Raw genomic sequence first — 10,881 nt, 5'->3', positions numbered from 1 at the left:
CTCCGGCAGCGGGCGTCGTCAGGACGTATCGCGGCCTACAGGTCCGTCTCGTGCGGTTCCGCCGCGACCAGTTCGCTCACGCCGTTCAGGATCTCGTCCGGACGGAACGGGTAGCGGTCGATCTCGCTCTGGTCGCTGATGCCGGTGAGCACCAGGATCGTGTGCAGCCCGGCCTCGATGCCCGCGACGATGTCGGTGTCCATCCGGTCGCCGATCATCGCGGTGTTCTCGGAGTGCGCTCCGATGCGGTTCATCGCGGAGCGGAACATCATCGGGTTGGGCTTGCCGACCACGTACGGCTCCATGCCGGTGGCCTTGGTGATCATGGCGGTCACGGCGCCCGTCGCCGGCAGCGGGCCGTCAGCGCTCGGTCCCGTCGCATCCGGGTTGGTGGCGATGAAGCGCGCGCCCTTGCCGATGAGGCGGATGGCCTTGGTGATGGCGTCGAAGGAGTACGAGCGCGTCTCTCCGACCACCACGTAGTCGGGGTTGGTGTCGGTCATGATGAAGCCGGCCTCGTGCAGCGCGGTCGTGATGCCGGCCTCGCCGATGACGTACGCGCTGCCGCCGGGGATCTGCGACTTGAGGAAGTCGGCGGTGGCGAGCGCAGAGGTCCAGATGGACTCCTCCGGCACGTCGAGTCCGGATGCCCGCAGGCGGGCCGCGAGGTCACGCGGCGTGAAGATGGAGTTGTTGGTGAGCACGAGGAAGGGGGTGCCGTCGTCCCGCCACTGCTGGATGAGGGCGGACGCCCCAGGAAGAGCATGGTTCTCGTGCACGAGCACGCCGTCCATGTCGGTGAGCCAGCATTCGATCTCGTCGCGTCGCGCCACGCAATCCCCTTTCGACAGGCCCAGCTTATTCGCCCCACTCGACCCCCACGATCGAGCTCGGGGTTTTTCAGCCCGAATCGAGGATTTGCCGCGAAGAACTCAGGACTCGACGGCGGGATACGCTCGGGGGGTGGCGGAGAGCGAAACGGGCGCGGCGGGAACGGCGGAGTGGACGACGAACGGCGTCGGGCCGTGGCAGGGCGAGTGGCCGGAGGACGAGCGCTACGACCGTGAGCTGCTGCAGCACGGCGACACCCGCAACGTGATCGACCGCTACCGCTACTGGACCATGACCGCGATCGTCGCCGACCTCGACGAGCACAGGCACCCGTTCCACGTCGCCATCGAGAACTGGCAGCACGACATGAACATCGGGTCGATCGTGCGCAGCGCCAACGCGTTCGCCGCTGACACGGTGCACATCATCGGCCGCCGCCGCTGGAACAAGCGCGGCGCGATGGTCACCGATCGCTACCAGCATGTCTCGCACCACGACGACGTCGCCGGGTTCGTCGCCTGGGCACGGGAGGCCGGACTGCCGATCATCGCGATCGACAACGTCCCAGGGTCCGTCATCATCGAGACCTTCTCGTTCCCGCGCGAGTGCGTGCTGCTGTTCGGGCAGGAGGGACCAGGGCTGTCGGACGAGGCGATCGCCGCCGCGGATGCGGTGGTCGAGATCTCGCAGTTCGGTTCGACCAGGTCGATCAACGCGTCGGCGGCAGCGGCGGTCGCGATGCACGCCTGGGTGCTGCAGCACGTGTCGTTCGCGAGCTGAGCAGGCCGCGCCGCGCGTCCAGGGCAACGCTCAGCGGTTCTCCCGCCGCCACACGATCTTGAGCCCCGACCAGTCCGCATCCACCGCGGCGACCTTCACGTCCACCAGGCCGCGGTCGAGCGCTGCGTCGCGGATCAGGTTCTCGTCGAGGTCGCTCACGTGCCCGGCCGCCTTGCGCGGCCAGGCCGCCCACAGCATCCCGTCCGGCCGGATGCGCGCGCCGAGCCCGTCGAGTTCTGCGAGGTAGTCTGCGGCGCTGCGGTAGAAGGCGAGCACCAGCCCGGCCGGCTCCGTCTCCTCCGGTGCGAGCCAGTCGATCCCCGCCGGTCCGCCGTCGAGCGGGATGCTCCAGCCCTCGTCGGCGTGCAGCACCTGGGCGCGCATCCCTGGCTTGAGGCCGAGCTTCTTCCAGAGCGGAGTGCCGGAGTATCCGGCCGCGGCGGTCACGCGCGTCCCGTCCATCCCGATGCGTCGGCGATGCGCCGGATGTCGGCAGGGGAGAGGTCGTAGACCGTCTGCCCGTCGTCCGGCGCCGGCGCGGAGACGACGTGGGCACGCACCGGTCCGGCCACGGGCACCTGCACGACGGCGAACCCGGAGCCTCGCACGGCGCGTTCGCGCTCTGGCGTCCAGAGCACGTCGGTGGTGTTGGCGACGGCGGGAGCGACCACGACGGGGATGCGTCGCGGCCCGGCCTCGGTGACGAGCGCGTGGTGATAGTGCCCGGCGAGCACCAGCCGAACGTCGGTGGCCGTGCAGAGGTCGATGAGCGCGTCGGGGTCGACCAGTCGGAGCGTCTCGAACAGCCCGGTGGTCGGCGGCACGGGCGGGTGATGCAGCACCAGGATCGTCCCGCGCGCAGACGGCTCGGCCAGCACGCTGCGCAGGCGTTCGAGCTGTGCGGCGTCGACGCGTCCGTAGCCCGCGCCAGGCACCACGGAGTCGACGGTCACGATGCGGAAGCCGTCTAGGTCGGTGACGGTCTCGCGGGCGCCGAGCACCTGCTCGAAGCCTGCGGCGATGTCGTGGTTGCCCATCGCGTAGACGACGCGCGCATCCCGTTCGGACGCCCACGGCTCCAGCCGGTCGGCCAGCAGCCGGTACGACTCCTGGCTGCCGTCGTCCGACAGGTCGCCTGACGCGACGACCAGGTCGATCGACTCGAGCGTCGCCGCCCGCGCCAGCACCCTGTCGAGCGCAGCGAGCGTGTCGACCAGCCCGTAGTGCAGGCGGCCGTCGCCGTACAGGTGGGTGTCCGACAGGTGCAGGATGCGGAGGGTGTCGCTCACGCGGACACCCTACCGCCCGGCACCGTCACCTGATCAGGCAGCACCGTCACCGGATCAGACGGCCGCCGTCACCCGATCAGGCTCGGCCGCAGGTCGCGCAGCGTGCGGAAGTGCGTCATCCTCGTGACGCCGATCGCCGAGACCAGCAGCGCGATCAGCAGCCACAGCCCGAGCACGCCTGCGTCCGCCCAGGCGGTCGCCGGATTGCCTCCGTACATCAGCTGCCGGATGCCGTCGACGGCGTACGACATCGGCAAGACGTGGTGCAGCGCAGCCAGCGGGCCAGGCAACGTCTGCCACGGGAACGTGCCTCCCGCTGTCACGAGTTGCAGCACCATCAGCACGAGGCCGAGGAACTGACCGACGCTGCCCAGCCACACGTTCAGCGCCAGGATGATCGCCGCGAACGTGAGAGACGCCAGGGCCATCAGCCCGTACATCCCGAGCGGATTGTCGATCCGGAACCCGAGGGCCCCTGAGACGATCGCGAACAGCCCGACCATCTGGATGGCGCCGAGCAGACCGGGGGTGAGCCAGCCGGCGAGAGTGATCTTCACCGGCGAGTGCAGCGCCGTGATGGCACGGCGGGAGACGGGCTTGACGATCAGGAACAGGGCGTAGATGCCGATCCAGCCCGCCAGCGCCACGAAGAACGGTGCGAGGCCGGCTCCGTACGTCCCCGCCGAGGTGATCGAGTCGTTCTTGAGGTTCACAGGGTCGGCGATCGTTGTGGCCTGCTTCTTCTGCAGCGACGGCGAGTTGTCCGGGATCTGGTCGACCCCGCTCGTCAGTCCGTCGCGCAGCGTGGCCGTGCCGTCGTGCAGGGTGGTGAGGCCGTCCCGCAACTGGGATGCGCCCGTCGCCGCCTGCTTGCTGCCATCGGCGAGCTGCGCGGCGCCACCGGCCGCCTGCGTCGAGCCCGAAGCCACCTGGGATGCTCCGGAGGCGACCTGATCGGCGCCGGCGGCGAGCTGGTTGACCTGACCGACGAGGGTCTGCACCTGGGCGTTGCCGTCCTGCACCTTGGCGTCGATCGTGCCGAGCGCCGCCGACACCTGGTCGAGCTGCTCCTGCGTCGCACCCGCCTGCTGCAACTGCGCGAGAAGCTTCTGGCCGACAGCCGGTGCGTCCGCGGCGAGCTGGGCCGCCGCGCTTCCCGCCTGGCCGGCCTTCGCGGCGAGCTGGTCGTTGCCCGCTGCGACCTGCGCAGCGCCGTCGCTCACCTGTCCTGCGCCGGAGGAGAGCTGGGCGAGCGCATCCGACAACTGCTGCGAACCGGTCGCCAGCTGGCTGGTGCCGTCGGCGAGAGTGGATGCGCCGGAGCGCGCGGTCTCGCTGCCGTCGACGAGCTTGTTCGCACCATCCACGGCCGACACGAGGTTGGAGCGGATGTCGGCGAGCCCGAGCAGGAACTGCTCTGCGGCCTGCTGGTTGACCTTCTTGACGATCGAGGTGCGGATCTTCTCCGCGGCCTGCGTTCCGATGGTGGACGCCAGGTAGCTGTTGGTGTCGTTGGTCGTGAGGGTCACCGTCGCGCGGTGCGGAGACGACGTGGATGCGGAGGCCAGGGCTTCGGAGAAGTCGGCGGGGAAGGTGATGGAGAAGTCGTACTTCGAGTCGTCCACCCCGCTCGCGGCGGAGCCGGATTCCACGCGGTGCCAGTCGAACGAGCCGTCTCTGATGAGCTCGTCCGCCACCTCGTCGCCGTAGTTGACCGTCTTGCCGTCGACCGTCGTGCCGCTGTCGTCGACCACGATCGCCGCCGGGATCTTGTTGAGGTTCGCATACGGGTTCTGGTTGGCCCACAGGTACAGGCCGCCGTAGAGCACCGGTACGCACATCAGGGCGATGAGCGCCACGATCGACATCGGGCTGGCGGTGAGACGGCGGAACTCCGCCGCGATCATCTGGGGGATCTTCATTCGGCTTCCTCTGCGCGCTTGGCGCTGTCTGCACGTTCTGGGGTGTCTGCGGTGTCTGCGCGGTCTGCGGTGGCTGCGCGGTCTGCGCGCTGTGCGAGTGCTGGGGCGACGATGAGGTCTGGCAGCTCGTCGGTGTCGTCGCGCCCCGGGTCTTCGTCGAAGGTGGCGTTCGCGGCGGTCTCACCGAGGCGGGTGATCATCGTGGAGGCGGCGATGGCGGCCGCAGAGGCGTCCCCGGCCACGACCAGCACCGCGATGTCCCTGGCGGCGAGCCCGCGGGCGAGCTCCCACCACTCGTTCGGGTCTCCACCGTGCCTGTCCGGCGACGTGATGACGAGACCGTCGACGCCCTTCCTCATGAGCGCGAGCTCTGCGAGCAGCTTGATGCGCACGGTCGGCGGCACGTTGCCGATGGCGAACCGCGCCCACTCGGAAGCACCCAGCTCGCCCAGCCGCCTGTTGACGGCGATGGGATTGGAGGCGCGCCCGGCGAACATGAGCTCCTCCGCGACGATCCCGGCCACGGTCACGTCCGCAGCAGGCTCGCAGACGTCCGGCGCGTCGATGAGGGCGATGCGCTTTCGCATGGCCGAGTAGTCGGTGGCACCGTCGATGGTGACGGTTCCGGCGTCCGGCCGCATCCGGCCGGACGCGATCAGGCCGAGCACGGACGGCCGCTGCTCCGTCTCCGCCCTGGCGAGCGTCACCTCGCCGGTCTGGAACGACACGGTGGCGGGCGGAAGGGCGGCGTTGTGTGCGCCTTTGGCGACTCTGTCGAGGACGATCTTCATGCTGCGACCTCCTGGAAGCCGAGTTCGGGGGTTTCGGCGATGAGCGCATCCGCTTCTCGCCAGCCGAGTCCTGCTGCGCTCAGTCCGGCGAGCATCACGAGCCGGTGGCCGGCCTCGTTGGTGAGCTTGGCGCTGGTGGCCTCGTCGAGCACGGCGACGGCGGCGTTCTCGATGAGTCTGGTGACGGTGTCCAGGTCGAGGTCGGTGCGGATGCGCCCTGCTGCCATGCCGCGCTGGACGGTGTCGCGCAGCCGCTCGCGGGCCGGGTCGAGGGCCGCGCCGACGAGTTCCCGGTGCGGGCCGCGCACGGCCAGGGCCGCGCTGACGCGCACGTGCTCGACCTCGGCCCAGAGGGTGGCGCCGAACAGAGCGATCTCGACCAGCGCATCCGGATGGGAGACAGGGTCGAGCAGGGCGGCGAGCCTGGCCGCGCCGCGGGTGAAGACGTCGATGAGGAGGTCGTCCCTGGTGGCGAAGTGGCCGTAGATGGCGCGGCGGCTGAGACCGGCGCGGGCGGCGATGGTCTCGAGGGAGGCGTCGATGTCCTCGTTGAGCGCCGTTGCGGCCGCCGCGATGATCGCCTCCCTGTTCGCTGCTGCGTCGCGCCGGGGGGCGCGGGTGGTGGAGGTGGGCATGCAATCGATCATACTCTTCTTGCACAGCGGTGTGCAAGATAATGGCTTGATAGGATCGAGTGCGACGGTCGACCCGAAGGACGCCGGCGCGCTCATCCCATCGAGAGGACCGAAAAGTGCCCGCGATCGTGATCATCGGCGCCCAGTGGGGCGACGAAGGCAAAGGCAAAGCGACCGACCTCCTCGGCAGCCGCATCGACTACGTCGTCAAGTTCAACGGAGGCAACAACGCCGGCCACACGGTGGTCGTCGGCAGCGAGAAGTACGCGCTGCACCTGCTTCCGTCCGGCATCCTGACCGAGGGCGTCACGCCCGTCATCTCCAACGGCGTCGTCGTCGACATCGAGGTGCTGTTCGAGGAGCTGGACGGGCTGATCGCCCGCGGCGTCGACGTGTCCCGCCTCAAGGTGAGCTCCAACGCGCACGTCATCACCTCGTACCACCGCACCATCGACAAGGTCACGGAGCGCTTCCTCGGCAAGCGCCAGATCGGCACCACCGGCCGCGGCATCGGCCCGACCTACGCCGACAAGATCAACAGGGTGGGCATCCGCATCCAGGACCTGTTCGACGAGAACATCCTGCGCCAGAAGGTCGAGGGAGCCCTCGACCAGAAGAACCACCTGCTGGTCAAGGTCTACAACCGCCGCGCCATCAGCGTCGACGAGGTCGTCGAGCAGCTGCTGAGCTACGCGGAGCGCCTCCGGCCGATGGTCGTCGACAGCTCGCTGCTCCTGCACCAGGCGCTCGAGGCAGGCAAGTACGTCCTGTTCGAGGGCGGTCAGGCCACGATGCTGGATGTGGACCACGGCACGTACCCGTTCGTCACCTCCTCCAACTCCACCGCGGGCGGGGCGGCGACCGGCTCCGGCATCGGCCCGAACCGCATCGACCGCGTCATCGCGATCGTCAAGGCGTACACGACCCGTGTCGGCGCCGGCCCGTTCCCGACCGAGCTGTTCGACGAGTGGGGAGAGTTCCTGCGCGAGCGCGGCTTCGAGTTCGGCACCACCACGGGTCGCCCGCGCCGCACCGGCTGGTACGACGCGCCTGTCGCCCGCTACACGGCGCGCATCAACGGCGTCACCGACTTCGTGCTCACCAAGCTGGACACGCTCACCGGCATCGAGCGCATCCCTGTCTGCGTCGCGTACGACGTGGACGGCGTGCGTCACGACGAGGTTCCCGCGTCGCAGAGCGACTTCCACCACGCCGCCCCGATCTACGAGGAGTTCCCCGGCTGGACCGAGGACATCAGCGGTGCGCGCACCTTCGATGACCTGCCGAAGAACGCGCAGGATTACGTGATCGCGCTGGAGAAGCTGTCCGGCGCCCGCATCTCGGCGATCGGCGTCGGCCCGGCGCGCGACGAGATCGTGGTGCGCCACGACCTCGTGGACTGACGTTCGGCGCCCCGCGTCGCGCCGTCGTTCCTGCCGAACCGCGTTCAGCGGGCGCTGAGCGCGTGCAGCAGCGGGAGCAGTGCATCCGGTGCTGCGGCGGCCGCGGGGGTGAAGAACGCGGTGTCCGCGGACTCGACCGCCTCGATCGCGGCCGCCGCCAGCTCGCGCCCGGCCTCGGTCGCGTGCAGCACCTTCGCACGGGTGTCCGCAGGGTCCTGCTCGCGTTCGAGGAGGCCCTTGGCGAGCAGGCGGCGCACCACCTCCGAGGTCATGCGCGCATCCGACCCGGTGAACTCGGACAGCCGCGCCTGGTTGGGTCGCTCGCCTGCGCCGTTCAGCCACCAGGTGGATGCGAGGATCACGAACTGCGCGTGCGTCAGGTCGAGCGGGGTGAGCGCCTCCGCCATCGCCCGCTGCCAGCGCAGTGTGGCGTGCCAGAGCAGAAAGCCGGGGCTGGCGGTCGGACCCTCCGGGAATTTCGTCATGCTCTCAGTGTGGCCTGCGCGAAGAGGGCGGCCATCGACTCTGGGAAGTCGTCGCTGATCTGCGGGCCGAGCTCCGGGCCGACCTCGTCGGCGGCTGGGCCGGTGATGTCGAGGCGGTGGGTGACGCTGGTGCCGGTTGCCGTGTCGGTCAGGGTGTGCCGGAAGGTGAGCGTGACGTCGCCGTAGACGGTGCGGTCGGCGTACGTGACGCCGTCGACGAGGTCGACGATGGTCGAGCGGAACGGATCTTGCCCGACAGGGGTGATCGTGAGCTCGGTCCCGACGGCGAACGGGCCGTCGAGCTCGAAGGTGTCTGCGCCGTCGTAGGTGAGGTCCCCGGTGTGCAGGTCGCGCAGCGCCGCCCAGACGGCGTCGCGGGAGAGCGTGGTCTCTGCGGTGTGCTCTGTGCTCCACATGATCGTGCCTTTCTGTCTAGGAGTAGATCATCTATGCATAGATAATACGACGAGATGAACCGATGCACAAGACCTTCGGTGAACTTCTCGGTCCTGTCGTGCTCCCGACCTCCATCGCGAGGATGACGCCCAGCCGCCCAGGATGAGGCCCCCGACCGATGTGCGCCCGGTCCGTGGCGAAGACGATGGATGCATGACCTCAGATCCCACCGTCCAGCACCCGGCCCTCGCGGCCATCGGCCTCACCAAGGCGTACGGCGCCGCCGTCGCGCTCGCCGGTGTCGACTTCCGGCTGAACGTCGGCGACTCCGTGGCGATCATGGGCGCATCCGGCTCAGGAAAGACCACTCTGCTGCACGTCCTCGCAGGAATCGTGAAGCCGGACACCGGCAGCGTCACCCTCGCGACACCGCACGGACCTCTCGAGGTCACGGCGCTCGGCGAGAAGGAGCGCTCCCGACTGCGACGCGAGGCGTTCGGGTTCGTGTTCCAGCAGGGCTTCCTGCTGCCGGAGCTGACTGTGATCGAGAACGTCGCGCTCCCGCTCATGCTCGGAGGCGCTGCGCGAGCTGCGGCCGAGCAGAACTCGGCAGGCTGGCTCGCCGCGCTCGGCCTCGCAGGCTACGAGACGCGGCGCATCGGCCAGCTCTCCGGCGGCCAGGCTCAGCGGGTCGCGATCGCTCGGGCTCAGGTGACGGGCGCATCCATCGTCTTCGCCGACGAGCCGACCGGCGCGCTCGACTCGCACACCTCCGTCGAGGTGATGGATGCGCTGATCGGCTCGACCACGGGTCGCGGTCGCTCGCTCGTGGTCGTCACCCACGACGAGGAGGTCGCCGCCCGCTGCTCGCGCGTGCTCCGCCTCGCGGACGGCCGCATCGTGGACGAGGCGGTCACCCGATGAACACCCTCAGGCTCGCCTGGCTGCTCGGCCGCCGCTCCGCAGCCGACCGCGGGACCATCGTGCTGCCCGTCGTCGCCTTCGCCGTCGTCACCGCCCTCCTGCTCATCGTCGCCGGCGGGGCGCAGGCGTTCTTCTCCTGGACCGGGGAGACCGCATTCCTCTACCAGTTGCTCGCGGTCGTCGCCCTCGCCCTGCTGATCGTGCCGCTGGTCGCGCTCGGCGGCTCCGCCGCCCGGCTCTCGGCGCGTCGCAGGGACGACAGGCTCGCTAGCCTCCGCCTCCTCGGGGCGACGCCGGGCACCGTCACAGCCCTGACCGTCATCGAGTCGACCGTGCTCGCCCTGGTGGGCGCACTCGCTGGTGTGGTCGTCTCGCTCGGAGCCGCGCCGCTGGTCGGGCTGATCCCGTTCCGGGGCGAGCCGCTCGGCGCGACCGTCTTCCTGCATCCACTGCTCGTCGCCGTCGTGGTCCTGGCGGTGGGAGCGCTCGCCGCGCTCAGCGCCGTGATCGGGCTGCGCGGCGTGATCCTGTCGCCGCTCGGGGTGCGCACCCGCCAGACGGCGCCCAGGATGCACTGGATGCGGGTGGTCATCGGCCTGGGCGTCGTCGCGGTGACCTTCATGGCCATGAGCGTGCTTCAGCTCGCCTCCGGCTTCGGCGTGGTGCTGACGATCATGGCCGTCGGCTTCGGCGGAACGGTCGCTGTGCTCAACCTCGTTGGACCGTGGGTGCTCAGGCTGGTGGCATCCGGCCAGGCGAAGCGCGCGAAGACGCCGACCAGGCTGCTCGCCGCCCGCAGCATCCTGGAGTCGCCCAAGGCGGCGTGGCGGCAGGTGTCCGGTGTGGCGATGACGAGCTTCATGGCCGTCTTCGCCGGCGTCGGGGTCGCCCTGCTCGGTGTCGCAGCCGACAGCGGGAAGGCGGACGCTCAATCACTGCAGCTCTTCGCCGACATCCGCACGGGAGTCATCATCACCGTGGTCGCGTCGTTCCTCATGGTCGCCTGCTCCGTCGGCGTGAACCAGGCGTCCGCCGTGCTCGACCGCCGCGCCATCTACGTCAGTCTCGACAGGCTCGGGATGCCCGTGGAGACGATGAACGCCGCCCGCTCCCGCGCCGTCCTCTCCCCGCTGCGCATCACCACGATCGGCTCTGCGGTGACGGCGGCGGTCGTGATCTTCCCGCTCACCGGCCTCAGCCTGCTCGTCGCTCCGGCGAGCCTCCTCATGATCGCGGGATGCCTGGCCGCCGGCATCTTCCTCGTCTGGCTGGGACTCCGCGCGACGCGTCCGGTGCTCGCCCGTGTGCTGGCAGACCCGTCGCCGTCGCTGTGAGGCAGCAACTCGATCCCGCTTGATTGCACAGCGAGAATTCACCACCGCGTGTAGTACGATATTTCTTCAGGGAAGACAGTAAATGAGGAGA

Annotated in this window: 12 protein-coding genes; 4 read left to right on the top strand and 8 right to left on the bottom strand. The window is 69.6% G+C overall.

Annotation, left to right across the window (positions count from 1 at the left end; genetic code table 11):
- Nucleotides 1-35: 35 nt before the first annotated feature.
- Nucleotides 36-833: an HAD-IIA family hydrolase gene (locus tag ACIRCZ_RS09515; RefSeq protein ID WP_157480454.1), complete on the bottom strand. Its 798-nt coding sequence runs from the start codon at nt 831-833 to the stop codon at nt 36-38.
- Nucleotides 834-963: 130 nt separating this feature from the next.
- Here ACIRCZ_RS09515 and ACIRCZ_RS09510 point away from each other — a divergent pair, with 130 nt between their 5' ends.
- Nucleotides 964-1,611 (top strand): TrmH family RNA methyltransferase, encoded by a 648-nt coding sequence (locus ACIRCZ_RS09510; RefSeq protein ID WP_055898172.1) that lies wholly within the window; start codon nt 964-966, stop codon nt 1,609-1,611.
- 30 nt (nt 1,612-1,641) lie between these two features.
- Here ACIRCZ_RS09510 and ACIRCZ_RS09505 read toward each other — a convergent pair whose 3' ends face one another.
- The 5 genes from ACIRCZ_RS09505 to ACIRCZ_RS09485 form a co-directional block, all read right to left on the bottom strand.
- Nucleotides 1,642-2,058, bottom strand: a complete 417-nt coding sequence (locus tag ACIRCZ_RS09505; protein WP_402852261.1) for a DUF3052 domain-containing protein — start codon at nt 2,056-2,058, stop codon at nt 1,642-1,644.
- Entirely contained in the window at nt 2,055-2,900 is an 846-nt protein-coding gene (locus ACIRCZ_RS09500) for a metallophosphoesterase (RefSeq protein ID WP_402852258.1), read from the bottom strand. Before ACIRCZ_RS09500 ends, ACIRCZ_RS09505 begins: the two co-directional genes overlap by 4 nt.
- 68 nt (nt 2,901-2,968) lie before the next feature.
- The gene (locus tag ACIRCZ_RS09495; RefSeq protein ID WP_402852255.1) at nt 2,969-4,822 is read right to left on the bottom strand and encodes a YhgE/Pip family protein; all 1,854 of its coding nucleotides are present in this window, start codon (nt 4,820-4,822) and stop codon (nt 2,969-2,971) included.
- Nucleotides 4,819-5,613 (bottom strand): hypothetical protein, encoded by a 795-nt coding sequence (locus ACIRCZ_RS09490; protein ID WP_402852252.1) that lies wholly within the window; start codon nt 5,611-5,613, stop codon nt 4,819-4,821. Before ACIRCZ_RS09490 ends, ACIRCZ_RS09495 begins: the two co-directional genes overlap by 4 nt.
- Nucleotides 5,610-6,248 (bottom strand): TetR/AcrR family transcriptional regulator, encoded by a 639-nt coding sequence (locus tag ACIRCZ_RS09485; protein WP_055898187.1) that lies wholly within the window; start codon nt 6,246-6,248, stop codon nt 5,610-5,612. The genes ACIRCZ_RS09490 and ACIRCZ_RS09485 overlap by 4 nt, the downstream gene beginning before the upstream one ends.
- A gap of 116 nt (nt 6,249-6,364) precedes the next feature.
- Here ACIRCZ_RS09485 and ACIRCZ_RS09480 point away from each other — a divergent pair, with 116 nt between their 5' ends.
- Complete coding sequence (locus tag ACIRCZ_RS09480; RefSeq protein ID WP_402852248.1) at nt 6,365-7,651, top strand: adenylosuccinate synthase; 1,287 nt, start codon at nt 6,365-6,367, stop codon at nt 7,649-7,651.
- 44 nt (nt 7,652-7,695) lie between these two features.
- Here ACIRCZ_RS09480 and ACIRCZ_RS09475 read toward each other — a convergent pair whose 3' ends face one another.
- Together ACIRCZ_RS09475 and ACIRCZ_RS09470 are read right to left on the bottom strand one after the other, a co-directional pair.
- Entirely contained in the window at nt 7,696-8,136 is a 441-nt protein-coding gene (locus ACIRCZ_RS09475) for a MarR family winged helix-turn-helix transcriptional regulator (RefSeq protein WP_055898195.1), read from the bottom strand.
- Entirely contained in the window at nt 8,133-8,552 is a 420-nt protein-coding gene (locus ACIRCZ_RS09470) for a polyketide cyclase (protein WP_402852245.1), read from the bottom strand. Before ACIRCZ_RS09470 ends, ACIRCZ_RS09475 begins: the two co-directional genes overlap by 4 nt.
- Nucleotides 8,553-8,745: 193 nt before the next feature.
- Here ACIRCZ_RS09470 and ACIRCZ_RS09465 point away from each other — a divergent pair, with 193 nt between their 5' ends.
- Both ACIRCZ_RS09465 and ACIRCZ_RS09460 read left to right on the top strand, forming a co-directional pair.
- Complete coding sequence (locus tag ACIRCZ_RS09465) at nt 8,746-9,456, top strand: ABC transporter ATP-binding protein (protein WP_402852242.1); 711 nt, start codon at nt 8,746-8,748, stop codon at nt 9,454-9,456.
- Nucleotides 9,453-10,790 (top strand): FtsX-like permease family protein, encoded by a 1,338-nt coding sequence (locus ACIRCZ_RS09460; protein ID WP_402852239.1) that lies wholly within the window; start codon nt 9,453-9,455, stop codon nt 10,788-10,790. Before ACIRCZ_RS09465 ends, ACIRCZ_RS09460 begins: the two co-directional genes overlap by 4 nt.
- The last annotated feature ends 91 nt before the right edge of the window (nt 10,791-10,881 follow it).

The organism is Leifsonia sp. NPDC102414, assembly GCF_044765685.1.
Classification (GTDB): domain Bacteria; phylum Actinomycetota; class Actinomycetes; order Actinomycetales; family Microbacteriaceae; genus Leifsonia.
This window is presented reverse-complemented; position numbering and strand designations above follow the sequence as displayed.

Coding starts and splice junctions, on each gene's coding strand:
- ACIRCZ_RS09495 (WP_402852255.1), bottom strand. CDS start 4,822: ATGAAGATCCCCCAGATGATCGCGGCGGAGTTCCGCCGTCTCACCGCC.
- ACIRCZ_RS09490 (WP_402852252.1), bottom strand. CDS start 5,613: ATGAAGATCGTCCTCGACAGAGTCGCCAAAGGCGCACACAACGCCGCC.
- ACIRCZ_RS09485 (WP_055898187.1), bottom strand. CDS start 6,248: ATGCCCACCTCCACCACCCGCGCCCCCCGGCGCGACGCAGCAGCGAAC.
- ACIRCZ_RS09475 (WP_055898195.1), bottom strand. CDS start 8,136: ATGACGAAATTCCCGGAGGGTCCGACCGCCAGCCCCGGCTTTCTGCTC.
- ACIRCZ_RS09470 (WP_402852245.1), bottom strand. CDS start 8,552: ATGTGGAGCACAGAGCACACCGCAGAGACCACGCTCTCCCGCGACGCC.
- ACIRCZ_RS09465 (WP_402852242.1), top strand. CDS start 8,746: ATGACCTCAGATCCCACCGTCCAGCACCCGGCCCTCGCGGCCATCGGC.
- ACIRCZ_RS09460 (WP_402852239.1), top strand. CDS start 9,453: ATGAACACCCTCAGGCTCGCCTGGCTGCTCGGCCGCCGCTCCGCAGCC.